At 29.7% G+C, this 25045-nt stretch carries 19 protein-coding genes; 13 read left to right on the top strand and 6 right to left on the bottom strand.

Going from position 1 to position 25045, the window contains the following annotated elements:
• Positions 1–13 precede the first annotated feature (13 nt).
• Entirely contained in the window at positions 14–946 is a 933-nt protein-coding gene (locus ABNT65_RS15455) for a cupin-like domain-containing protein (protein WP_348738771.1), read from the top strand.
• A gap of 198 nt (positions 947–1144) precedes the next feature.
• On the top strand, positions 1145–1750 hold the full coding sequence (locus ABNT65_RS15460) for a hypothetical protein (protein ID WP_348738769.1): 606 nt from the start codon (positions 1145–1147) through the stop codon (positions 1748–1750).
• 1817 nt (positions 1751–3567) lie between these two features.
• On the opposite strand, the gene ABNT65_RS15465 is transcribed toward ABNT65_RS15460, so the two are convergent.
• From ABNT65_RS15465 to ABNT65_RS15475, 3 genes are read right to left on the bottom strand one after another with little or no spacing between them, the layout of a single operon-like run.
• Complete coding sequence (locus ABNT65_RS15465; protein ID WP_348705034.1) at positions 3568–4473, bottom strand: 2OG-Fe dioxygenase family protein; 906 nt, start codon at positions 4471–4473, stop codon at positions 3568–3570.
• Positions 4448–7195 (bottom strand): AAA domain-containing protein, encoded by a 2748-nt coding sequence (locus tag ABNT65_RS15470; protein WP_348705037.1) that lies wholly within the window; start codon positions 7193–7195, stop codon positions 4448–4450. The genes ABNT65_RS15465 and ABNT65_RS15470 overlap by 26 nt, the downstream gene beginning before the upstream one ends.
• 5 nt (positions 7196–7200) lie before the next feature.
• Complete coding sequence (locus tag ABNT65_RS15475) at positions 7201–9099, bottom strand: AAA family ATPase (protein ID WP_348705039.1); 1899 nt, start codon at positions 9097–9099, stop codon at positions 7201–7203.
• Between the two features lie 511 nt (positions 9100–9610).
• Between ABNT65_RS15475 and ABNT65_RS15480 the strand changes: the two genes are divergently transcribed.
• The 5 genes from ABNT65_RS15480 (at position 9611) to ABNT65_RS15500 (ending at position 13175) form a co-directional block, all read left to right on the top strand.
• Positions 9611–9808, top strand: coding sequence for a hypothetical protein (locus ABNT65_RS15480; protein ID WP_348705042.1), 198 nt, complete (start codon positions 9611–9613; stop codon positions 9806–9808).
• A 139-nt stretch (positions 9809–9947) separates the two neighbouring features.
• Positions 9948–10928 carry a grasp-with-spasm system ATP-grasp peptide maturase gene (gwsG, locus tag ABNT65_RS15485; RefSeq protein ID WP_348746241.1) on the top strand — a complete coding sequence of 327 codons (981 nt, stop codon included), beginning with the start codon at positions 9948–9950 and terminating at the stop codon, positions 10926–10928.
• Positions 10912–11085 carry a hypothetical protein gene (locus ABNT65_RS15490; protein ID WP_348705047.1) on the top strand — a complete coding sequence of 58 codons (174 nt, stop codon included), beginning with the start codon at positions 10912–10914 and terminating at the stop codon, positions 11083–11085. The genes gwsG and ABNT65_RS15490 overlap by 17 nt, the downstream gene beginning before the upstream one ends.
• Positions 11086–11097: 12 nt before the next feature.
• Positions 11098–12066 (top strand): grasp-with-spasm system SPASM domain peptide maturase, encoded by a 969-nt coding sequence (gene gwsS / locus ABNT65_RS15495; RefSeq protein ID WP_348746242.1) that lies wholly within the window; start codon positions 11098–11100, stop codon positions 12064–12066.
• A 32-nt stretch (positions 12067–12098) separates the two neighbouring features.
• The gene (locus ABNT65_RS15500; RefSeq protein WP_348746243.1) at positions 12099–13175 is read left to right on the top strand and encodes an alpha/beta hydrolase; all 1077 of its coding nucleotides are present in this window, start codon (positions 12099–12101) and stop codon (positions 13173–13175) included.
• Between the two features lie 57 nt (positions 13176–13232).
• On the opposite strand, the gene ABNT65_RS15505 is transcribed toward ABNT65_RS15500, so the two are convergent.
• Positions 13233–14906, bottom strand: coding sequence for a hypothetical protein (locus ABNT65_RS15505; protein ID WP_348746244.1), 1674 nt, complete (start codon positions 14904–14906; stop codon positions 13233–13235).
• A gap of 285 nt (positions 14907–15191) precedes the next feature.
• Here ABNT65_RS15505 and ABNT65_RS15510 point away from each other — a divergent pair, with 285 nt between their 5' ends.
• The 6 genes from ABNT65_RS15510 (at position 15192) to ABNT65_RS15535 (ending at position 22161) form a co-directional block, all read left to right on the top strand.
• On the top strand, positions 15192–15845 hold the full coding sequence (locus ABNT65_RS15510) for a hypothetical protein (RefSeq protein WP_348705059.1): 654 nt from the start codon (positions 15192–15194) through the stop codon (positions 15843–15845).
• A 286-nt stretch (positions 15846–16131) separates the two neighbouring features.
• Complete coding sequence (gene leuS, locus ABNT65_RS15515) at positions 16132–18948, top strand: leucine--tRNA ligase (RefSeq protein WP_348746245.1); 2817 nt, start codon at positions 16132–16134, stop codon at positions 18946–18948.
• An 86-nt stretch (positions 18949–19034) separates the two neighbouring features.
• Positions 19035–19289 carry a SemiSWEET transporter gene (locus ABNT65_RS15520; RefSeq protein WP_348705065.1) on the top strand — a complete coding sequence of 85 codons (255 nt, stop codon included), beginning with the start codon at positions 19035–19037 and terminating at the stop codon, positions 19287–19289.
• 9 nt (positions 19290–19298) lie between these two features.
• A complete protein-coding gene (locus ABNT65_RS15525; RefSeq protein WP_348746246.1) occupies positions 19299–20039 on the top strand; it encodes a hypothetical protein in 741 nt (246 codons plus the stop codon).
• Positions 20040–20077: 38 nt separating this feature from the next.
• Complete coding sequence (locus tag ABNT65_RS15530) at positions 20078–21286, top strand: GNAT family N-acetyltransferase (protein ID WP_348746247.1); 1209 nt, start codon at positions 20078–20080, stop codon at positions 21284–21286.
• Positions 21287–21294: 8 nt separating this feature from the next.
• A complete protein-coding gene (locus ABNT65_RS15535; protein ID WP_348705071.1) occupies positions 21295–22161 on the top strand; it encodes an acyl-CoA thioesterase II in 867 nt (288 codons plus the stop codon).
• A gap of 59 nt (positions 22162–22220) precedes the next feature.
• On the opposite strand, the gene ABNT65_RS21050 is transcribed toward ABNT65_RS15535, so the two are convergent.
• Positions 22221–22874, bottom strand: coding sequence for a lysoplasmalogenase family protein (locus ABNT65_RS21050; RefSeq protein WP_412766826.1), 654 nt, complete (start codon positions 22872–22874; stop codon positions 22221–22223).
• A 119-nt stretch (positions 22875–22993) separates the two neighbouring features.
• Positions 22994–24961, bottom strand: a complete 1968-nt coding sequence (locus ABNT65_RS15540) for a transglutaminase domain-containing protein (RefSeq protein WP_348746248.1) — start codon at positions 24959–24961, stop codon at positions 22994–22996.
• Positions 24962–25045 lie beyond the last annotated feature (84 nt).

Raw genomic sequence — 25045 nt, forward strand, 5'->3', positions numbered from 1 at the left:
AAAAAGTAAACACATGAAAATACCAAGAATTAATAACATAACACAAGAAGAATTTATTCAAGAATATATAGTAGGTAATAAACCAGTTATTGTAACAGATGCAATGGAAAACTGGGATATGAGTAAGTTTACACCTGAATATTTTAAAGAAGCATTTGGAGAAGAAAAAGTACAGGTATATGATGACTTATTCAATTTGCAAAATATTCAGTCTTTAAAAGAATATATAGATGCTAATTTCTTCAGAAATGAAGAAGATGGTTTGTCTGATCAATATATGAGATGGTACACAAAATTAAAAGAAGTAGAATATTATTGGTCAGATCAAGTTTTTGATGCTTTAAAAAATGCTTGGAGCCATCCATACTTTATACCCAATACCTCTTTGGTAATTCCTAGTAATAAAGAGGCAGAAGAAAGAGTTATTACTGATTTTCATTATCCATATAAAGGATTATTCATTTCAGGGAAAGGCTCAAGAACAAGACTTCATAAAGATCCATTTACTAGTAATGCCGTTTTATGTCAATTTTATGGAGAAAAGAAAATATACTTGTTTGCCCCAAGTAAAGAGGCAAGTGTAATGAAAGACGGAGCATTTGTTGATGTTAAAAATCCTGATCATGATAAATTCCCTGATTATAAAAACATCACACATGATTATGAAGATACATTATCTCCAGGAGAAATCGTTTTTTTCCCTTCAGGATGGTTTCATGATGTAACCTGTGAAACTGATAGTATTTCTATTACATGGAATTTTGTACATGAAACACAGTTAGATATTGTTTGCAAACACATTGCACAAAATCCCAATGATGATCAATTAGAAATCGCTAAGTTTTTCTTGAAAGGAGAAATAAAAGATAATGCCAATGCGCGTGATATTATTTTGTTCTTAAAAAAGAAATTTAAAAAAGCAAAAAAACTAAAAGCTCAGGTATAAGTAAATCACTTTAATATATAAAGGGATATTCATAGGTTGGATATCCCTTTTTTATGCTAAAAAATAATAGATACTCTATATGTCAGATTGAGGACCGGCGAAATCAAAATCTAGAAATCATATAGCTATTATTAAAATGTATATTTGCAGCTAATTACAATAAAAATTATTCATTAATTGTGTTTATATAAAAAGCTTATGAAAATTACCTTTACAATAATCACACTCTTTGTATTAAACCTTTGCTATAGTCAAACCATAATAAATTGGTCATCTGATTATCAATTAAGTTTAAATGATTTTAATTCACCACAAACTGAAATAAATGATCGTTTAAATACCTATTCAATAAGTTCAGGAGCTCAAATTGATTTTAGCTTTCAAATGAGTTCATATGCATTTATGTTTACAAAAAACTTTAATAAAAAGGTAAAGACAATTTTAAATAAGAATGCAGCGGTTATTGTAGCTCCGGACTCTATAATTGCAAACCGATTAGTTAAATTAGGGCAGTATGAATTTGATGCAATGGAGTTGTACGCAAGAAGATTTAGAAAAGAACTCTATGAAAAGAAAAAAGCCTTTTCAGGAGCAAGTTTTTTTCAGCCTATATATAACGAGTTGCAAAATCAAATGAATGCTGAAAATGCACGAGTAATAAAAGCAACAGAAGCAGGGAAAGACGAAGAGTTATTAAAACAAGAACATAAAAAAGTTTTGAAAGAGATAAATGAACTCTCTGATTTTTGTTATAGTTGTAAACCTACCAAAAAGAGAAAAAAGAAAAGAAAAAAGAAAGAATGATAGTTTATTATTAAAAATAATATCATTATTCAAAACGATCCTTTACTACCAATCATCTACACATATAAGTATTCCAACTAAGAGTAAGATTACGTAACTAACTTATAAATTATCTTTACAATGTAATTAAGAATTAAAATTTCATTTTAGATAAAGTATAGTTAGTTAGATTGTTTAGATTAGTTTAAAAAAGAAGTATTTCCGGGGGGATTACTTCTTTTTTTATGCTTAATTATTTTGAGTCATTAATTCAGAAAATTTTAAGAGCTTGTATTAGTATAAACTAACACTTGTACACGTTTTTTTTGGCGGAAACTTTTCGTGTACAGTAGGTGTACACGTTTTTTTTGATAGAAATTTTTTGTGTACAAAGTAGATGATTATAAAAATGAATTAAAAAACAAAACCACATCGTGTAATGGATGTGGTTTGTTTTCAAAGGGAAAATACGCGGCTGTTATCTATGTGTTACTTAAGGGAATTTCTGTTTTCTGTATGCAAGATACTATAGGTTTATAAATGGTAATTGATAATAACGATTAAAGGAAAGTATGTTTAGTTGAATAGCCTTCATAAGGCTGTAAAACAACGATGAATATGGATTTATATGAACAACTGTAAAAGGGAATAATTAGTAGATAAGAAGGAAGCTCCTAAATAGTGTTCTATATATAATTTAATTAAAAAACACATATTGGTATTTAAACTATTTTTTACTACCAATCATCTATAGATACAAGCATTATAACTAAGAATGAGAATACTGAATTAGGTTATAAATTATCTTTACAATGTAATTAAGAATTAAAATTTCATTTTAGATAAAGTATAGTTAGTTAGATTGTTTAGATTAGTAAAAAAAAGAAGTATTTCCGGGGGGATTACTTCTTTTTTTATGCTCAATTATTTTGAGTCATTAATTCAGAAAATTTTTAAGAGCATGAACTAAACTTGTACACGTTTTTTTGATAGAAATTTTCGTGTACAAAGTAGATGATTATAAAAATGAATTAAAAAACAAAACCACATCGTGTAATGGATGTGGTTTGTTTTCAAAGGGAAAATACGCGGCTGTTATCTATGTGTTACTTAAGGGAATCTCTGTTTTCTGTATGCAAGATACTATAGGTTTATAAATGGTAATTGACAATAACGATTAAGGGAGAGTATCTGTAGTTGAATAGCCTTTATAAGGCTATAAAACAACGATAAATATGGATTTGTATAAACAACTGTAAAAGAGAATGATTAGTAGATAAGAAGAAGCTACTATAATAGTGTTCTGCATATAATTTAATAAAAAAGTAGATGTTGGTATTTAAACTATTTTTTGCTACCAATTATCTATAGATATAAGCATTACAACTAAGATCAGAAATGTTTAATTAGGTTATAAATTATCTTTACAATGTAATTAAGAATTAAAATTTCATTTTAGATAAAGTATAGTTAGTTAGATTGTTTAGTTAGTTTAGAAAAGAAGTAATTCTGAGGGGGATTACTTCTTTTTTTATGCGTTATTATTGTTGTTTAACAAAAAAGCTTTTTAAACAATTGAATTGATATAAAATGTAAGCCTAAAATATATCAAAAAGAAAACCACATCTTTATGACATGGTTTGTTTTAAATACTAAATATGGGGGTACTTATTTATGTGTTATTTAAAAATAATCTCTGTTTACACGTGCAAGATACAATAGGATTGTTATTTATTAATTGAAAAAAGTTTAAATGAAAGCATTTCTAGGTGAGTGGTCTTTATATTACTATAAGAAGTAATAGTTAAGTAAAATACACGAGATTAAATCATAATAATCTAATCTATTATTTCAATATCAAAACCAATAATATCTCTAATTCCTTTTTTAGTAATGTCAATAGGTTGAATAGGCGTTACATAATGCCATAAATCATTACCAAATGTTTTTTCCTCACCAGTATCAGCTTGAAAAGCAAACTCACCCAGAGCTAATTCCTTATTAAAAATCAACTCTTGATTCTCTTCCAATTTTTCAAAAATTTGAGTAGCACCACCTGTTATGTTTTTTCGGTTTACCACTAAGGCAGAAATTATATAAGGTGCGCCATCTTCATGCATTCCTTCAGGAGAGTTTTCACCTTTTATTACTCCCTGCGTAATAGTTCGCATAAAGTGAGCAGTAATTTTAAGTTTTTGAATGTTTGGATGAATGGCTATAACCAATTCAAAAGCTTTTTGTAATAAGCTATAAAACAAATCATGTTCTACAGCCTCAGGTGTAGCTTGGGTAAAAACACGTTTCCAGCTTCTAAAGTCTTCTACTTTTTGTGCAAAACTATCAGCAGTAATCCTTTCAATAGTATAATCATCACCCTTTTTTTCAACAGTAAAAGTAGCAATGCTACGTTGTCTAGTAACCGTAGAACTTAGTTTGAAAAGTTCCTGTTGTGGTGGCGTTAATCTACTAAGCCAAGGTTGTAGTGCTTCACTAGTTGTTTCTCCATAAAAATAAGGTTGATGTATCTTTTGAATGGCAGTTAGTTCTTCTGTAAAAACAGATTTTAAAAATGCAATTTGATTTTCTTTTACTAAATACAAATCGTCTGTTAGATTTTCAAACAAAGGCTGAAAATAACTTAAAAAAGTATTCGTATTGATTCCTATTTCAGCAAGAGTTGCAATACGAATAGGTGATTTTATAGTTCTGTTAAGTTGTTTAGACAGTTCTTGTTCCGTAATCATGTCCTAGTTTTTTTAAAATATAATCAACGCAAGCCTTTTTATTCAAAAGCCAATAGGCGTAAGGTATAGAAATTATTGGAGTTTGTGTTCTAAACAAAGTTTTATATTGCTGAATAGAAAAGGTTTTTTCCATTTCACCAGGATACCCAATTAAGTCAATACATACAGTTTTGTTATTATAGGAAGTAACAATATCAAAAAAATAACCCGCTATAGTATGATTAAGTAGAACTTTATGATTATCAATGCCTAAACTTTTTAATTTTTGTACTACTTCATTTGCAAAATCATCCATAAAATAAGATTGATTTTCAAGTGTATCTACTTGTTTGGATTCGGAAAAATATTCAATCAACAAATTTGTATTACTAAAGTTTTTAGGCAGAAAAGAATAATAAATATGCTGTTTATTTTTAGCTCTGGTAATAGCCACGTTAAATACATCTTCCCTGTTTAAATACTGAAAAGTACTATGAGTAGTATTGTTGTCAATTACCCAAGAAATAAACATTTCATCTCTTTCTTCACCTTGAAAATCAAAAGGAGTACCTACCGTAATTTTATGCTTTTTAAGCGCTATAACATCAAACTCTTCAAGCTTCTTTTGTAAATACGTAACCTGATCTCTAAATGGTGATAAAATACCAATGCTTGTACTTACATTTTGAGGCAATTCTTTTTCAGTAGCTACAATTTGTAATATATCTTGTAAAAGTTGTTCAACTTCTTGTAAGTTAGTTCCTTTTTTATCTTTAGTACCATTAATAGCATACCAATAAACAGCAACGTCTTGGTTATGTACGTTAATACTAGACATTACTTTTAGTTTATTATCATAAAACTTATCATTACTATATTTTATAATACTAGGCACACTTCTGTAATGTTCATCTAAAAAGAACATGTTTGTTTGCGAGTTTATACGCTGTAATACATAATCTAAAAAACTATGTTTTCTATAATTTAAAACATCAGTGTTATATAGTAAACCTAAACCTGTAGCCGTATTTTCCATAGCAGTTTCTGATAAAAACGATACATGTTTTAGTTGTTTAGGATCTCCTACAACAATTACTTTTTTTGCCCTTGCAATTACAGGAATAATGGTAGCAATATCACACTGGGAAGCTTCATCAATAATAACCACGTCAAAAATATCCTTCTCTAAAGGCAGTACCGTGCTAACATCTGTGTTTTTAGAAATCCAAATAGGTAAACACTCTAACAAATATTTAAAGCTGATAGATTCAAATAACTTTTTTCTAATTTCAGGATCGTTAGATTTAGCTAATTCCAATAAATCTTTAAATAAACCTCTATTGTAGGTAATGGTTTGCTGATTTTTATAAGAAGTACTATCCATCACTATTTTTTTAATGGTAGCATTTCTTTTTTGAATGTAATTGTTTAAAAGCTCAATAAGCTGCCAAAAAGGAACTTCTTTCAATATCTTTTTAGAAATATAAGTCTTTTTTATTCGCTTAAAAAAAGACGGATTATAATCTAAAAACAACTGAGCATTCTCTATTTCCTTAGTTTCCCTTCGGGTAATCTCTTCTTCAATTTCTTTAATTTTTTCATTCGTTCTTTTGAGTTCTCTTTTGGTGTATTCAATGGTATCTTGGTTAATATTTCTTCGAGAAGAAAAATTTAAAATTGATGCTAACTTTTTTCTCAATCTGGTTTTATAACTTCTTCCACTTCCTATACGTACGGATAAGCCTTTTATACCTAAATCATTGGTGATTTTTTCATACACAACATCTACTGCTTGATCAGATTTTGAACAAATTAATACACTTTTATTGTTATACACCATATCAATGGCCAAAGAAGCAATGGTATATGATTTTCCTGTGCCTGGAGGACCAACTACTACACTTAAAGGTGCTTCAGATTTAGCGGCATGAATAATGGCACTTTGAGTTTCACTTAAATTAGAAGGAACATAAATTTCTTCACCGTTATAGAGCGCTGAGGTGTAATTGGTGTTTTTATTTCTAGAAAATAAAGCCTCTAAAGCAGTATTATACAAATGATGTTCCTTAATAGTATCAATTTCATACAACACATTTCTGCTAGATTTGGTTTTATCAATAACACCAAGTGTAATGGCGTTATGAATTTGTATAGCTGCTGTTTTTTGCTCTTTTTTTAACTCTTCTTTAGTGGTAAGGTTAGGCAGTAGCTCTAGTTTTTGAGTATTTAAAGAAATGTACTCTGCAAGTGTATTCGCTATGTGTTGAATCCCTTCTTTTTCTAAACTCTTTTCATTTACTAAAGCTTTTATAGCAAGTACAAAAGAATCATCTAAATTAAAATTCTGTTTAATGGTATTTAATAAAGCTTCATTAACTCTATTGGCGGCAAAATTGTATTCAAAAAAATAAACACCATTGGAGTTTAATTTTAATTCAACAGGAGTTACAATAAGCGGTGCACATATAGCTCTTTTTTTACCTAAAAAAGTAAGCTTTCCGGTAATAAAAAAGCTACAAGTAATTAACGTTTTGTCTTTTTTATGAATTTCTAAATAACGATATAATTCTTCGCCTAAAGAAAAATTAAGTTCGTGATTATTATTTTGGAGTATTGCGGTACTATTCTTAAAGAAAAATCGTTTATAAACACTACTTCCAAAAAAGTTAAGTACATCATTATCTCTAAATTCTTGTTTATAGCAACTTTGGTAATACGAGATTACTTTTTCAATATGCATCATATTATCTATTCTTCGTTTTCTTGAAATTGTAAATATTTTTCAACGGTTTGATTTACTGGTGGAATATCTTCTTCACTAATGGTTTTTAAAACCTCCGCAGTAATAGGTGTAATGCTTACAATTCGGTTGGCTTGATATTCTATAATTTTTTCAAATAAATTTCTAGCTACACGGGCATTTCCAAAGTTTTTATCCTTTTGCTCATAAAACTTATCAAAAATAAAATGAAGTTTTTCCTTAGCATCTTCCGTTAGTAAAAAGTCGTTCTTTTTACAAAACAACTCAAAAATACCAATGAGTTCACTTGGTTTGTAATGATCAAAAGTAAAATAACGATTAAAACGAGATTGTAATCCTGGGTTAGAATTGATAAACGCTTTCATTTCATCAGGATATCCAGCTACAATAACCACCAATTCTTTTCGGTGATCTTCCATCTTTTTTAACAGTACTTCAATAGCTTCGTTACCAAAATCCTGTTTGTTGTCTTTGGCTAAAGCATAAGCTTCATCTACAAACAGAACACCATTTAAAGAAGTGTTTACAATTTCTTCTACCTTTAAAGCAGTTTGTCCCACATAACCTGCTACCATTCCACTTCTATCAGTTTCTACCAAATGCCCTTTCTCCAAATAGTCCAAATGCTTGTATATTTTTGAAACCAAACGAGCCACGGTAGTTTTACCCGTTCCAGGAGGTCCCATAAAAACAGAGTGCAAGGAATTGTTTACTGATTTTAACCCTTCTTTTTCACGGAGTTTTTGCACTTTTAAAAAATTTGCCAACTCTTGAACAGCCGTTTTTATATTGTCTAAACCAATTAACTCGTGCAATTCGTCCAAAACATCCTGTAAGGTCTCATTTTCATTTACTTCCGTTTGTTTTACACCTTGTAGTTTTTGTTTAGGATGTAGAACAGCATTGTTAATGGCTTTTAACGCATTTTGTTCATCTTCTGAAATAGTCCCGTCTGCTTTTGCTATTAAAGAAGCAATACGGTATAAAAAAGCACCTGAATTGGTAAAATGCTTATTATTGAGTTTTTTCAGAATGATAGGAAGTAAAAATTCATTTTTATAATCTTCCCCTAAATCAAACAAAGAAGCTTTTTGAATAATGGCAATGTTTTTATCAAAACTATTAGAAGTAACAAACTTGTTAATTCGTTCCATAGTTAAGCTACTAATAATATCATTTCCTTGTAGTTTTTCAAATAAAAAGGCTAATAAAAATTTTACCTTTAAAGTAGCTTCTTCCTTAGTAGCATCGTGTAAAACATACGTTTTGTTATATACTTTAATAATATCTTGTAAAACCACATGTTCTGCTTTAAACTCTATAGCGTCGTCAGACTTAGAAACAATCGTATTAATAACAGTAGAAAAATGGTTGTTTTGATTCAAATCCTCAACAAGATCTTGTATTTTTTCTCCTTCTTCTTTTAAAATTTCTAGAAACTCATAATCAATTGCATAGGTTTTATCATTACTTTCTTTTTGATTTACAAAGTCTTTAAACTTATTAGTGAAATAATCAAGATTCTTCTTCTCTTGTTTTTTTTGTAATTGTAAATCTTCTAATAAGCTTTTTATATATGAAGTATGCTCGGTTGATATGCCTTTAAAATCCGAATCGTCTAATGAAGCTATGGCTAAAGGAAATACATTGTTTTGAGTATGAATACTTTTAGTTGTTAAGATAAAATCTAACTGATTGCCATCTTTCTTTGTCGAATACAGTAATAATAGATCTTCTTCCTTTAATTGTAACGAAGGAAAACTTTCTGAAAGACGTAGTATTTTGATAGGATTAACGGTTTTACCTTTGAAAAAATAAAACTGATCGGTTGCATTTAACTTCTGAAAAAAACGATCAACAATTTTATAGTGTTTTGTACTGTACATAGCTGTGTATATGATAATGAGGAAGATTATATCCGTAATCAAAAATAGTAAAATAATAAAATATTCTTTAAAAATACCTTATTAGTTTGTTCTCAAGGCTGTATATTTTTTATCTAAATTTAGTAGTTACAAATTGTTTAATATTAAAAAAAATTATAATTTTACTTCGAAATATTAAATTACTTGGCAAAGTAATTAGAGAAAAAGGTTATATAAAAATTGATTTTTCCTCTTTTTTGTGAAAAATTTTAAGACATAATGGTTAGGTGTTGATATAAAACGACGCCTAGTTGTTCTTTAATAATGAGATATTAAATTAACAGTTAATAGTTTTTTAGTAGATGTTATTATGTTTTTCATGTATAAAACGTGAAAAATTGTTAACTAGTAGAGTGGGATTTCTCTCCACTTTTTTGTCATAAAAAAACCAAAAATATTTGTTGCAACAATAGGCGTTAGTCGAAAAGCCTTGTAATAGAGTAGACACTAACTAATTTTTTAAAATTTAATTATGGAAAGTATTAAAAGTGAATTTTTTGGAAAAGTCCAAACTATTGATCAAAAGGAAATGAGATCAGTATATGGTGGTTTTGCTCAAACCAAAACAAAAGGAACTAAAACAAAAGAAACTGCTCAAGATAAGGATTCTGCAGCTTCTCAGGAAAACCCGAAAATAAAAATGAATCTTGAAGATTCAGAAGTTTTTTAAACGTCTGTAAAGTTAGATAGAAAGGCCAATAAAAGTTTACGAGCTTTTATTGGCTATTTCATTTAAGGATGTTGTTTTAACCTAAAAATATAAAAAGAGGTAGTAAAGAAAAAGGTTTTAATAAAATAAGAATGTAAAAGTGATAGTGATTTTTAGTGATCAGGCTGATAGTAGTACCTGTGATGTAATAGATTGGTTGATAAAAGAAAAAGTTGACTTTGTTAGAATAAATACTGATGAAAATTTTGATATAGATATATGTATTAATAATGATACTAATAGTGCGGTGCTTTATTACAAAGGACAAAAAATAGATACTGATACTATTAAAGGAGTATGGTATAGAAGAGGAGGTTATTTTAATCTTGGAAAACAAATTAACTGGCAAGAGTTTTCAGCATCGGTTATAGCAAAAAGAGAACTAAACTCTGATTTATGGAACGAAAAGAAAAGTATTTCAACCTACTTATATACTTTACTTTCTGATAAAAATAGTATTAATAGTTTTTTTACATCCACTCCTAATAAACTATGGATGCTAAAAGAGGCAGCAAATTGTGGATTAGATATACCCAAAACTATAATTACAAGCTCCAAATCAGTACTAAAAGAATTTAAAGAGGAATATGGAGCAGTTATTACCAAAGGTATAGATGAATCTATCCATTTTGGAGATGATGAGCAGTTTTATAGTGTATATACTGAAGAGGTAGATATAGACAATGTACCTGATACTTTTTTTCCATCTAAGTTTCAGCAAAAAATAGACAAAGAATTTGAAATTAGGACTTTTTATTTTTTTGAAAAAATGTATAGTATGGCCATTTTTTCTCAAAAAAATGAGAATACTGTTACAGATTTTAGAAAATATGATGAAAGAAAACCTAATAGATGTGTACCCTATATTTTACCAGAAAAAGTTGAGCAGAGCATTAATAAACTTATGAAGAAAATGGATTTGAACTGTGGTTCAATAGATTTAATTTATAATACAAATAATGAGTATGTGTTTTTAGAGATTAACCCTGTAGGACAATTTTCTATGACTTCAATTCCTTGTAATTATAATTTAGAAAAAGTTATTGCAGATAAACTAGTATATTTTGAAAGAAACAATTAAAAAAAATGCACAGGTTTTTCCTGTTAGTTATCTATATATGGAGATAAATAAGTTTGAAGTAAGTAATGAAGGTATTGTTACTTATGTAAAATCAGATATTTATCAAACCAATAAATTTAGCCCAGCTCCCTATTATAAGGAGATAGATTTTTTATAAAATGAAACACCTATGAAAAAAACATTTCATCTTTTCTCTTGTTGTATTCTAGTGAAAGGAGCAAGAAGATCTATTATTATTGATACACAGCGAAGAGAATCGTATTATATACCAAATGACTTATATAATGTTTTAAATAATTCTCCAGAACTATTAACGTCTAGCACAGACCTCGTAATTAAAGAGTATTTTGATTTTTTGATGGAGAATGAATTAGGTTTTTTGACTGAACAAAGTCATAATTTTCCAAAAATAGATTTAAAATGGGAAACAAGTTCAGAAATAACCAATGCCGTTCTTGAAATTGAAAATATAGGAGATTACAATCTTCAAAAGTCATTACATGAGTTGTCAGAACTAGCTTGTAAGAATGTGTTAATTAAGTTTTATAAAAAGCAAACAATAGCAGTTTTAAATACGTTTTTTGATTTGTTAGAAATATTTGGCTTTAATAATATTGATGTATTGATGCCAATATCTGAGGAGAACATAAAAGATATAACCAAACTAATTAATTCACGTCCTTTAATTAGAACTTTAACGCTGACAAATACTAGTAAAAATGAACTAATACAGGCTTCTAACGATGGTATGACAGCTTTAAAAACTTCTACAAAGAGGATTGAAGATAAAAATACCTTTAAAGTTGATGTCAATTCGTTTAATTTAAGTCTACAGTTTATTAGTGAATCTACTCATTATAATAACTACTTGAATAGGAAAGTAGTGATAGATAAATTAGGATATATAAAAAATGCCACTTCATTTAATAAAAACTATGGTCATATAGATAAGGTTCAGATTAAAGACGTTATTTCACAAACTGATTTTAATAGATTTTGGAATGTTACTAAAGATCAAGTTGAAATTTGTAAGGATTGTGAACATAGATATATATGCCCTTCATTAATTAAAAATGAAGAAGAAATAAAACTAAAAACTTCTTTATGCTCGTACAACCCATATACCGCTACTTGGTAGTTGTATTATTTCTTTTTGTAATAAAAATAACAATGTCAAATTGTTTTAGTCAAGAGTTGGAGCTTACTTCCAGTTATTTAAATGAGAAAAGAGTAGTAAATATTCGTTTACCTGATGGTTATGAGTGCTCAAAAGCAACTTACCCTGTAATTATTGTATTTGATGGCGAACTACTATCGGATTATGTAACTTCTTTATTTAAGTATAATTACGATGTGTATCCTCCATCAATCATAGTTGGCGTGCATCAGATAAAAAGAGATGAAGAGTTAGTATCGATTGAGGGTAAAGAAGATAAAAATGTGAATTTTTCTAATTTCGTAAACGAAGAACTTCTTTCTTATATAGAAAAAAACTACAGAACAAATGTTATGTACACACTAATAGGACATTCGTTTGGTGGCGTTTTTACATTGAATACGTTATTTAAAAATAAAAAAATAAAATATGGAATTGCTATTAGCCCTACTATTTGGGGAATACATAAAAAATCAGTTTGGTCAGAAATAGAAAAGCAAAAACAAGTAAATAAACAGTTGTTTTTAGGTTATGGTGAAAATGAAAACAAAGGATTGAAAAAAGGTGTAAAAGAATTAAGTACGTTTTTAGAAAAAGATGCTGGAGTAAAGTTAAAGATGAAACAATTTTTAGAAGAAGATCATAATTCATCCATTCTTATAGGAATACGAAAAGGATTAGGTTTTCTGTATCAAAATTGGGAAGCAAACTTACCAGAGAACTTATGGACAAAAATTGAAGAAGAGAAAAAGCCTGATTATTTCTATGATTATTTTGACACGTTGTCTAAAAAGAATGGTAAGCAACTCATTCCTTCAGAGGAAGATTATAATACGTTAGGTTATTACTTTTTAGAAGAAAAACAATACAGCAAAGCGATTTCAGTTTTTGAAAAGAATACACTTTTGTATCCGTGTTCATCAAATGTTTATGATAGTTTAGCCGAAGCGTATTTAACAGAAGGCGATAAAAAGAAAGCATTAAAATATTATAAAAAGGCATTAAAAACCGAACAAAAGAATGATAAGAGTCCGTATTTAATAGAAGGGTTTCAAAAGCAAATTAGCTCCTTAAAAAAGGAGCTAAAATAAATTATTGAATGTTACTGATACTTGTATCGGAGCATTCATGTAAGTATTTAAAAAAGTTTAATTTTTATTTACTTTTTCTTCTAATTTCTGTACTCTTTCTAATAAAGATTTTAATACTTTGTTCTCTTTTTCTAGTTGCTCAATTTTAGTGTTTTGTGCTTTTAATTGTTGTATTTCTTTATTTTGAGAAGTTAATTGTTTCTCCTGTTCAATAGTATACAAGGTTAACTCTTCAATTTTTTGTAAAAGTTTAGCGTCCATTTCACCTAAATAGAAACCGTTCTTAGCTACTTCTTTAGCACTTGGGATATCTTTTAAATGCCCTTTGGTATTAATGTGGTTTTCTACCTCTTTCAGTGTAGGTAAATAGTAATCATTTTCAAATACAAAATCAGACCAGTTAGGGAATTTTTGCACTTTAATTTCTCTTGCTCCGATTGATCCTGCAACAGCTAATTTATGTGAGTCTGTGATTGTAGTTCCTATCCCAACATTACCATTTTTTAAAATATTTAGTAAGTTACTAAAAGCACCATTATATCCTTCTAGAGAAAATCGATCACTTCTCGCTGTAAATTGCCACCCAGGTTTATTTGTGTCAAATATTTGACCAGTTTTTACACTTCTATTAAAACCTATACCAATCCAGTGGTCATTTGCGTCAAGGCTTATACCATCATTCCCAGTCATCAATTCTAATTTAGAAGATGGAGTAGGTGTTCCAATACCCACATTTCCTTTTACCTCTATCTCATTTCCATCTAAAACTATTTTTCCATTATTTCTAGACCATAAGGTAACTTCTCCGTCTCCTCCAGTAGCTAAGTTTTTAGCATATAAACCACCTCTATGATGTCCGTTACCAATAAAAGCAAGTCCATACGGAGTGTTTAAATCTCCAATAACTTTAACTTGGTCTTTCCAAGTACTACTCTCATTTTTAATTTTAAGCTCCATTAAGCTTTTATTAGTTTTACCTTCAACAGTTAGCGAGCTATTAGGACTTTCAGTTCCAATTCCAACATTCCCTGATGTTCCAAAAGCATTAGGATCTAAAATAATATGATTCTGTGAGGATAATTTTAAACTAGTACCAGCGCTTTGCGGGGTGGATCTAGTGGCTTGTATTTCAAAAAAACCATCATCTTCAGTTTTAAATCTAGCTAAAGATTTACTTCCTTCTACTCTTAGTTTTGCATCTGGATTAGTACTTCCAATGCCTATATTTCCATTAGAATTAATGGTCATTCTATCTCCAAAACCTTCATGTGTGAAGTGCCATTTTCCATCGCTACCTGAATAGATGCCAAATCTATTGTTAGACGAAGTATTATGTAGTTGAAGTCCTGATCCCCATCCAGCCCCTGAAGATTTTAGTAATAAGGCTAGGTTATTTGTATTCCCTTTAAAAACTTCAAGTCCAGCAGAAGGATTTTCTGTTCCAATTCCAACATTACCATTTTCTTTAATTAACAATCCAAGTAAGTCACTACTTCCATGAGTTCCGTTAGATACATAAAACTTATAATTACCTGTTGCATAATAATTTTTAAATTGAGTATGACCACTAATACCAAATGGAATCATTTCAAATTTAAAAAGATTAGAAGCTCCACTATAAATTTTATGCTTGTACTCTATTTTTAAATCATTATTTGAGTCTATTTGACCTTTAACATTAAAAGAAATACCTATCATTGCAATAATAGCAATTTTGATTTTTGTTTTCATAATTTAATTTTTAATTTAAAACGGGGCAAACTTACTCGTTTTCTTATATATAGGCAAGTATTGCTATTTGAAATTATCTTATCAAAGGCTCATTTACTATACAATGATTTACGTTCTCACGTATAAAAAATACGAATAAGAGAAGTCTTTATTAGAAAAAACAAATCAAACATTTTTTCACTCATAACACGATATACTACGCTCATGGTTTTTTTATCATTTTCTGATAAAATAAAAAGGAAATTTGGTACACATACTTTTTTATAACCTTAAATAACGTATACTATGTCTAGCAAAACCTACACTACACTATCTGTAACTAACCAAACTAAAGAAGCTGTTGATGTATTTGTAACGTTTGCCGCTGCTAATGCTGCTAATAAGTGCTGCCCTAGTCCTGCAAAAGTTGCCGATTTTTCATTTTTAACTGAAGTAAATGCTTTAATGGGAAAATTTACCTTAGCGGCAAATAGCACGCAAGAATTTGACTCAAATGGCGATTGCTTTAGTGGAAACATTTGTTTCTATATAGAACCACAATGTCCAGTAGAGGGGGCAGATTTTCATCATGGTGCACAAGGAACTAGTATTGCCGAATTTACGTTAAATCCGAACGATGGATGTGATGAAGCTTTTGATATTAGTTGTGTAAATGGGGTGAATAGCTATATTCAAATGAAAGTTGGTAAAGATGAAGGTTGGTACTACGGACCAAACAACACACCTATTGATAGTATTTACAATAAAGGATTACAAGAAAATTCGGGTAATCCAGGTGTATTTCCAGTAAACTGTACAGATTGTATTCGTTTAGTTGGGGACAAGCCTTGTCCTGTTTTACCAGAAGGACCAGCGCAAAAAGAAAGAATTTGTAATGTACAAAGACCTGGTAGAGGTGGTACTTTACAAGTTATTTTAGCAGACGTTGTACCTGCATAAACACAGCAAACCAAGCTTATTTTAACCTTTTTAGAATAAGAACTGATTACTATTGAGGGACCTCTTGTTACAAGAGGTCTTTTTTATACTAGTAGATTTTTTTACTTCACAACAATAACTGTAAATTTGCTGCTTTAAAATGAAAATTCCTTGTCAACTATCTCGGAACAAGTTTATGAGATACTTTAAGGAATTTGTTTTTAAATTCCGACAGGTTAGTCGGTTCATTTAAATCTCACTTAGTGAGTAAAGAAAGTTTTATAAGAACAAGAGTAAATACGTTACCATGCAATACAATCATCAAGAAATAGAAAAAAAATGGCAAGAGTATTGGGCAAAAAACCAAACATTTAAAGCCAGTAATAATTCTGATAAACCTAAGTATTATGTATTAGACATGTTTCCTTATCCATCTGGAGCAGGACTGCATGTTGGACATCCATTAGGGTATATTGCTAGTGATATTTATGCACGATACAAACGTCATAAAGGGTTTAATGTATTACACCCTCAAGGTTATGATAGTTTTGGATTACCAGCTGAGCAGTATGCTATTCAAACAGGGCAACATCCTGCTATCACTACAGAAACAAATATTAAAACCTATAGAGGACAGTTAGATAAAATTGGTTTTTCTTTTGATTGGTCTCGTGAGGTTCGTACTTCTAATCCTGAGTATTACAAGTGGACTCAGTGGATTTTTATTCAATTATTTAACTCTTGGTATAATAAAGATACTGATAAAGCTGAAGATATTAGTACGTTAATCGCTATATTTGAAGCGGAAGGAAATGCTACAGTGAATGCTGTTTGTGATGAAGACATAAAAACATTCTCTTCGGATGAATGGAAAAGTTTTTCATCAACAGAACAACAAGAGATTTTATTACAATACCGTTTAACGTATTTATCAGATACAGAAGTAAACTGGTGTCCAGCATTGGGAACTGTATTAGCGAATGATGAAATAGTAAATGGTGTATCTGAGCGTGGTGGACATCCAGTAGTTCGTAAAAAAATGACCCAATGGTCTATGCGAATTTCTGCTTATGCACAACGTTTATTGGATGGATTAAATGGAATTGATTGGCCACAACCTCTAAAAGATATTCAAACAAATTGGATTGGTCGTTCACAAGGAGCAATGGTATCTTTTAAAGTTGATGGGCATGATGCGAATATTGACGTGTTTACTACACGACCTGATACCATATACGGAGTAAGTTTTATGACCATTGCGCCTGAACATGAGTTGGTAACAAAAATTACTACAGAAGCACAACGTGAAGCTGTAGAAGCTTATGTAGAAGCTACTGCAAAACGTTCTGAGCGTGATAGAATGGCTGATGTAAAAACAATTTCTGGGGTATTTACAGGAGCTTATGCGTTACATCCATTTTCTGGAAAGCAAGTACCTATTTGGATTGGGGATTATGTATTGGCAAGTTACGGAACTGGAGCAGTTATGGCAGTACCTTGTGGTGACCAACGTGATTATGATTTTGCAAAGCATTTTAACATAGAAATCCCTAATATTTTTGAAGGAGTAGATATTTCTGAAGAGGCTTTTGCTGATAAAGAAAAAACAGTCATTGCAAATTCAGATTTCTTAAATGGTTTGAATTATAAAAAAGCAATGAAAACTGTAATTTATGAAATGGAGCAACGTGGTTTTGGCTATGGAAAAATAAATTACCGTTTACGTGATGCTGTATTTAGTCGTCAACGTTATTGGGGTGAGCCATTTCCAGTGTATTACAAAAATGGAATGCCTCAAATGATAGCTACTGAGCATTTACCTATTGAATTACCAGAAGTAGAAAAGTATTTACCTACGGAAGATGGGAAACCACCTTTAGGAAACTCTACAGAATGGGCATGGGATACTACTACAAATAAAGTAGTTTCAAATGATAAAATTGATAGCAAAACAGTATTTCCATTAGAACTAAACACTATGCCAGGATGGGCGGGAAGTTCTTGGTATTTTAACCGTTATATGGATGCTACCAATACAGGTGAATTTGTAAGTAAAGAAGCCGTTGAGTATTGGAAAGAAGTAGATTTATATATTGGAGGTTCTGAACATGCTACAGGACATTTATTATATGCTCGTTTTTGGCAAAAATTCTTATTTGACAGAGGTTTCTTGCCTGTAGAAGAGTTTGCTAAAAAGTTGATTAATCAAGGAATGATTTTAGGAACTTCTGCTATTGTTTATAGAGTTTCTGGAACTAATAAATATGTATCCATAGGTCTTAAAGATAATTATGATAAAACAGAAGAACTACGTGTAGATGTAAAGCTAATTAATTCTTCTGATGAATTGGATGTTGAAGGATTAAAGAATTGGCAGCCTCAATTTGCAGATGCTGAGTTTGAACTTGAGGATGGAAAATACATTGTTGGACGTGAAGTAGAAAAAATGTCTAAACGTTGGTTTAATGTTGTAAACCCAGATGATATTTGTGAGGAATTTGGTGCAGATAGTTTGCGTTTGTTTGAAATGTTCTTAGGGCCTCTAGAGCAGTTTAAACCATGGAAAACCTCAGGTATTTCTGGGGTATATTCATTCTTGAAAAAATTATGGAAATTATTCCACAACGGAGAAAACTTTGAAGTTTCAGAAGGAGAACCTACTAAAGACAATTTAAAAACATTACACAAAACCATTAAAAAAGTAGAAGAAGATATTGAAAACTTCTCGTTTAATACGTCGGTTTCTACATTTATGATTGCTGTTAATGAGTTAGCTAAACAAGGATGTAATAACAAAGCTATTTTAGAGGAATTGTTAATCTTAATTTCTCCGTATGCACCACACGTAGCTGAGGAGTTATGGAGTAAGCTTGGACATGAAGAATCTATCGCTTTTGCTGCATTCCCTACTTTTGATGAAAAACATTTAGTAGAATCAGAAAAAGAATATCCTGTTTCATTTAATGGTAAAATGCGTTTTAAATTAAACTTACCGTTAGATATGAGTAAAGAAGAGATTGAAAAAACGGTAATGTCACATGAAAAAACACAACAACAACTTGCAGGGCGTGCGCCAAAGAAAGTTATTATTGTGCCTGGTAAAATTATTAATATTGTAGGATAAACACCTAGTACTTATAAAAAACAAGACTGCTTTGTGATTGAACCAAGCAGTCTTTTGTTATTTTTGACCTCTTTAAAACACACCCTATGGAATTACAAGAATTTTTAGGCTACATGGCTGCTTTTTTAACTACCGCTTCTTTTGTGCCTCAAGTATATAAAACTTGGAAAACAAAATCTACGGAAGGTTTATCACTTACCATGTATAGCATGTTCTTTACAGGTATTGTTTGTTGGTTAATTTATGGTATATATTTAAATAGCCTTCCTATTATATTGGCTAATACGGTAACAGGGATTTCTGCGTTTGCTTTAATAATTATGAAATTAAAGTATAAATAACTTTTTCCAATGTCTAGAAAACTTCATTTAACAACTCGTAAAACACATCGTTATTTAGGTTTTTTTATTGGTGTTCAGTTTTTATTCTGGACGGTTGGCGGTTTGTATTTTAGTTGGAATAACATGAAAGATGTTCATGGAAAAACCTTGCTAGATAAAACAGAACATACCTTTTCTTTTCAGTACAATGCTGCTATACAAGAAGCATTAAAAACTATTAAGCAACCTATAGAGAAGATAGAAGGTATTGAAGTAAATAACAATCGTTTTTTACGTGTAAAAACAGTCAATGGGTTTCAATTACTAAAACTAGACACACAACAAATTACTTCACAGAAAAAAATAACAGAAGAGGAAGTGATTACCTTTGTAAAAAGCCGATTAAAAACTCCAATTGCTATTAAAGAAATTTCTTTATTAAATGAAAAAGATATTTCCAAAACACATGAGTATAGAGGCAAACCGTTGCCAGTATATGCAGTAAGTTTGGCACATGAAACCAATACTAAAGTATATGTGGATCCATCTTTAGCTAAAATAACTTCTGTAAGGAATGATAACTGGCGTAGGTTTGATTTTTTATGGATGTTACATGTAATGGATTTTGAAACAAGAGATCATATTACCAATTGGGTACTTCGTGTTTTTTCAGTTTTAGGTTTGTTTACTATTGGTTCAGGTTTTTATCTTTTTTACTTAAGTTCACCTACTATTAGGAAGATTAAAAGAAGAATGAAGGCAAATTCGTAAAGTTTTTAGTATTTTACACTCAAAACAAAAAGGCTTTAGTGAATATTCTATTCTGTAATAAAAATGCGCCCAATGCTCGTTATTTTTCATCGGTAACTACTATTCCCGATACCGTTTTTAAGGAGTTAAAGTGTAGTGATAATCTTTATTTTAGTTCACAATATTTACATGCGCTTGAAAAAAACAATCCGCAAATAACATTTTTCTACATTGTGCTGTTCAATAATGATGAACAAGCTATTGGTTTTTCTACTATTCAAGTTATTGATTTTTTTATTGATGATGTTCAAAGTGGAAAAGAAACTATTTTACAAAAAGTAAAATGCTTAGGTAGAAAACTAAGGTTAATTTCTCCTGAAATTCCCTTTAAAATACTCACTTGTGGCAATACATTTGTAACTGGTGAACATGGAATTTTTCTTCGTCAAGATCAAAACAAAAAAGCAGTTTTACAGCAGTTTGTGAAAGCATTGATTCACTTTGTAAATACACACACTACGCTAAAAAATACGGTAGACGCTTTTATGATAAAAGATTTTATTAAAGAATCTTTATTTATTACGGATGAGTTACACAATGCTGGCTATTATTCATTTAAAGTTGATCCAAACATGACATTAACTATTGATGAAGACTGGATTGCTTTTAAGGATTACTTAGCGGCTATGAAAACAAAATTCCGAGTGAAAGCTAAAAAGGCCTTGAAACAAAGTAATACTTTAAAAGTAGATGATATTTCTATAGAAGATATAGATACTTTATTGCCATCTATGACTAAATTGTATAAAACTGTTGCAGATAAAGCTAGTTTTAATTTAGGAGATTTTAATAGTGAAACTTATAAAAGTTTAAAGGCTAATTTACAAGATAAATACATTTTAAAAGGCTATTGGTTAAACGGTAAGTTGGTTGGTTTTTTATCAGGTATTATTAATCAAAATACCTTAGATGCGCATTTTGTTGGTATTGATTATACTAAGAATAGGCAATATGCCATTTACCAACGTATGTTGTATGATTATGTAGATGTAGCCATTTCAAAAAAACTTCAGGTAGTGAATTTTGGTAGAACTGCCAGTGAAATTAAAAGTTCAATTGGTGCTATACCACAAGAAATGACTATTTACTTGCGCCATAAAAAAACAATTCCAAATAAAATATTAAGTCTATTTTTAAATAGAATTGAACCTACTGAGTTTAAACAAAAATACCCTTTTAAAGATAAAAGTTTGATAGAAAAAGCATAACTAACAAAATGAAAGACACACAAGAACTACTAAAAATTCTTACGTTAACAGATATTGGTAATGGTAATTTTAACGGTGTAAGTAAAGACATAGGAAGCCCTAATGTATTTGGAGGTCAGGTATTAGCACAGGCGTTAAATGCAGCTTATAGAACCATTCCTCAAGAGCGTATTTTACACTCCTTACATTCTTACTTTTTAGAAGCAGGTAATTTGGAAATTCCAATAACCTATAATGTACAAACGATTAGAGATGGTGGTAGCTTTTCTACCCGAAGAGTAACGGCACATCAAAACGATAAAACTATTTTTATTTTAGCTTGTTCATTTCATAAAAAAGAAGAAGGGCATGAGCATCAAATGCCAATTAAAAAAGAGATTAAGCAACCTGAGGAGTTATTTAGTTGGACAGATATGCTGGATCAATTTGGAGCTTTTTTACCAAAAAAAATGAAAGCTTTTTTGAGTATTGAACGTCCTATTGATTTTAAGCCTGTTCAAATCGTGAATCCTTTAGATCAAGAAGATTTACCTCCAGTTGTAGATGTATGGTTTAAGCTAAAAGGAGACGCAAATGGCTTAGAATTGCCTATAAAGCAACAATTATTAACCTATATTTCGGATTATAATATTTTAACGGCTTGTTTGTACCCTAATGCTAGTAAGGCTCACTTTGGGAATACACAAATGGCTAGTTTGGATCATTCCATGTGGTTTTATAGAGATTTTGATTATACTGACTGGATGCTATTTTCTATAGAAAGTCCTAATTCTTTTGGAGCTCGTGGTTTTGCTTGCGGAAATATTTATACAAGAGATGGTAAGTTAGTTGCTTCTGTGGCACAAGAAGGACTTATGCGTCCTATGAGAAAATAATACCATTTTAAACATAAATTTATTCAATTAGATTGCCTTGATTTTAGTTCAAGGCTTTTTTATTTAATTCTTTTTTCTATTATCAAGGATCTACAGATTAAATATCTAGCAACATAATAAATAGAAGTATAAATGATTACATAAAGTATTTGGTACTCTAAAAATTTATTAAATGCCATGAGTATATCACAAAATATAATTAAGAAAATTCCAAATAAGAAGTGTTTATTTTCTTTATTCATTTTGTTCAGATAGTTTAAAAATGCAAATAAAATAGCTAAGGTATTAGATACTCCTAATAGAATAAACGTGTATGATATTTGTTCTACGTAAGGTTTAAGCATCACATAAAAAATAACAAAAACTAATAAACAGACTGTAAAGTAGAACAAAAGTGTTTTTAATTTGGTTTGAAACAGTGCTCTTCTTGCTATTATTATGTATAAAATTTTATTTACAAAAAGTAAAGCTGCAGCAACAATTAAAAAGTCATCTTCAAAAATAAAAAAGGCATCAGAAGCTATTGAGCACAACAAAACTAAAACATACCAATAATTTATTTTTTGAGTCTCACTTAAATATAAAAAAGATAAAAAGGTTAATGCAAACAATTTTAGAATTAACTCCGTCATGGAGTCATTGTCTATGAAAAATAAAGACAATATGGAAGCTATAAAATAAAGTAAAGTATATGTGTTAATTTTTGCTAGCATAGAAGTAAATATAAAATATTTTAATCATGAAATAAATTATATTACTATGTTTTACAGTGTAAAAGAAAAATACCCAATAAAAACTTATAGGGTATTTTTCTTTATGCTTTTTAAAATTGTTAGCTTTTTACAAGTACTATTTTCTCATTTTGTTTAGCTACTAATTGCTTATAAAAGCCCTTGAGGGTTACATAATGTTCAGGTGATATTATGTTTGAATTCATTTGTAACGTACATAATGCTTTTACCTTTCCGTTTGCTTGTGAAATTTGAAATTTAAATACTCCTAAGTTGTCAGGCAAAGCAATACCTAAAGCTTCTGGAACAGATTCTACTTTATAACCTTTAGGAATACTTATGGTTACTGTATGTTTGTCTTGCCATGGCATGATAAAATCAACTGGAAAATTTCTTTCGTTAGATTTAAAAGGGTTTTCTTTCTCAGCTAAAAATAATAGCGGATTAATGTATAATTTACCATTAATTTCTTCAACAAAATCTTCACCTTCAAACTTATAAGAACGTACAACGTTCTTACTTAAATCTTCTTTGTTTAATATCTTGAAACCTTCTGTTTCTATATTATTGTCATCTTCTATTTCACTAATAAGATCTTCTTCTTTTTTAACATTATTCCTTTGTCTATATAACATAGAACCATGATTAGTTAAGGTAGTTCTTAGCATTCCATTAACAGTTGTGTCATCATTTATTTTTACAAATAATGTATTTATTTTCTTAGCATGTACTTCTGGAGTTAAGTTTATCCATGCAGATTTTCCGTCTTTTAAAATTTCTCTACCATTCCAATTTAAACAACGAACAGGTAACATATTTGGTGTAGCATATTTTTCAGTGGCATCCAATAAAATGTACGTTTGATTTGGGAAATTCACCTTGCTTATTACATAATTAAATCCATTGCTAGTTGGAAATAGTGGAATTCCGTGGCTTCTTGTACTTACTAATACAGGATTTGCGTCTAAACCAGCTTCGCGTAACATTGCTGTTAGTATTAAGTTAATTTCTGCCACGTTTCCTACGCCATCTTTATAAGCTCTTTTTACACCTTCATCAACATACTTACTATTATATTCATTCCATTTTACTTTGCTTTTAACAAAATTGAAGACAGCAATAACTTTTTCCAAACCATTAGCTGCGTCTTTTGTTACCACAGCCAAATCATCTTTAAAATAACTCGTTTTATCTAACTGTCCACCAAAGCTTGACGATTTATATATTTGTTTACTTAAATCTTCCCATGATGTAGAGTAGTTCTTAAACATTGAATTAGGAAATCTGGTGCCAGACAACTCAAATTCTATTCCTCCTCTATAATTATTGATGTTACCACAATAAGGTTCACTGTCATCTACAGACGGAATATTAGATTGTGTAAAAGAATATGTCTTAGCCGTATAATCCATTTTTCTATCATACCCTCCAAAGTTTATAGTTCCTCTTTTAGCAGATTCTCTCAAAGGTACGCTATAATATCCTTTAGATCGCTTGTTGAACATGTAATATTCAGGAATTTCAACTTTAGCTTCTAGTCTATTTACTGGAATTCCATATTGAAAATACAATGTTTTAATATAATAACTTGGAGAGGTAGATTTATATTTAAAATCAATTACAGTTCCTTCTTTTATTTCAGGAAATGTAATTTTCTTCTGCCCTCTATACTTATTCAAACGCTCATCAAAAATGTCTTTTTTATTTAATTTTTGTTTGGTTATTTCTCCATCAACTAAATTAAATGTATACGCTTTTACATTTGTTATTTTCTCCTGTTCACCTGATTTTGGTTTGTAATAATTAATTTTTTTAGTAGCATACTTAAAACCTTCTTGGGTGTAAATCTTAATTCGCTCCTGTACCTCAGTTATTAACATAAAACCTTTGTTAGAATCGTATTCAAAATAGGTTCTTCTTTTTTTGTACAAATAAGCAGCATCTGCATTGGGTTCTATAGGATGTGCTTTCTCTTCTAATTCTTCTTTACTTACTTTTCCAAATTTAATTTCTTGGGAAATAGCTACTGTATGAATAAATACAATAGACCAGATTAATAGTTTTTTCATGTTTTTTATTTTACTTAATATCATATAACAACCTTTGACATTTAAAATAATCACTAAAATCAGTATGGTAATTATTTTAAATAG

Source organism: Tenacibaculum sp. 190524A02b (assembly GCF_964036645.1).
GTDB classification, from domain to species: Bacteria; Bacteroidota; Bacteroidia; order Flavobacteriales; family Flavobacteriaceae; genus Polaribacter; species Polaribacter vairaonense.

Excerpts from the sequence above, each read along its gene's own strand:
- ABNT65_RS15540 (WP_348746248.1), bottom strand. The coding sequence starts at position 24,961 with ATGAAAAAACTATTAATCTGGTCTATTGTATTTATTCATACAGTAGCT.
- ABNT65_RS15505 (WP_348746244.1), bottom strand. The coding sequence starts at position 14,906 with ATGAAAACAAAAATCAAAATTGCTATTATTGCAATGATAGGTATTTCT.
- ABNT65_RS15535 (WP_348705071.1), top strand. The coding sequence starts at position 21,295 with ATGAAAGACACACAAGAACTACTAAAAATTCTTACGTTAACAGATATT.
- ABNT65_RS21050 (WP_412766826.1), bottom strand. The coding sequence starts at position 22,874 with ATGCTAGCAAAAATTAACACATATACTTTACTTTATTTTATAGCTTCC.
- gwsS (WP_348746242.1), top strand. The coding sequence starts at position 11,098 with ATGAAAAAAACATTTCATCTTTTCTCTTGTTGTATTCTAGTGAAAGGA.
- leuS (WP_348746245.1), top strand. The coding sequence starts at position 16,132 with ATGCAATACAATCATCAAGAAATAGAAAAAAAATGGCAAGAGTATTGG.
- ABNT65_RS15475 (WP_348705039.1), bottom strand. The coding sequence starts at position 9,099 with ATGTACAGTACAAAACACTATAAAATTGTTGATCGTTTTTTTCAGAAG.
- ABNT65_RS15455 (WP_348738771.1), top strand. The coding sequence starts at position 14 with ATGAAAATACCAAGAATTAATAACATAACACAAGAAGAATTTATTCAA.
- ABNT65_RS15480 (WP_348705042.1), top strand. The coding sequence starts at position 9,611 with ATGGAAAGTATTAAAAGTGAATTTTTTGGAAAAGTCCAAACTATTGAT.
- ABNT65_RS15465 (WP_348705034.1), bottom strand. The coding sequence starts at position 4,473 with ATGATTACGGAACAAGAACTGTCTAAACAACTTAACAGAACTATAAAA.
- ABNT65_RS15520 (WP_348705065.1), top strand. The coding sequence starts at position 19,035 with ATGGAATTACAAGAATTTTTAGGCTACATGGCTGCTTTTTTAACTACC.
- ABNT65_RS15525 (WP_348746246.1), top strand. The coding sequence starts at position 19,299 with ATGTCTAGAAAACTTCATTTAACAACTCGTAAAACACATCGTTATTTA.
- ABNT65_RS15470 (WP_348705037.1), bottom strand. The coding sequence starts at position 7,195 with ATGATGCATATTGAAAAAGTAATCTCGTATTACCAAAGTTGCTATAAA.
- ABNT65_RS15510 (WP_348705059.1), top strand. The coding sequence starts at position 15,192 with ATGTCTAGCAAAACCTACACTACACTATCTGTAACTAACCAAACTAAA.
- ABNT65_RS15500 (WP_348746243.1), top strand. The coding sequence starts at position 12,099 with ATGTCAAATTGTTTTAGTCAAGAGTTGGAGCTTACTTCCAGTTATTTA.
- ABNT65_RS15460 (WP_348738769.1), top strand. The coding sequence starts at position 1,145 with ATGAAAATTACCTTTACAATAATCACACTCTTTGTATTAAACCTTTGC.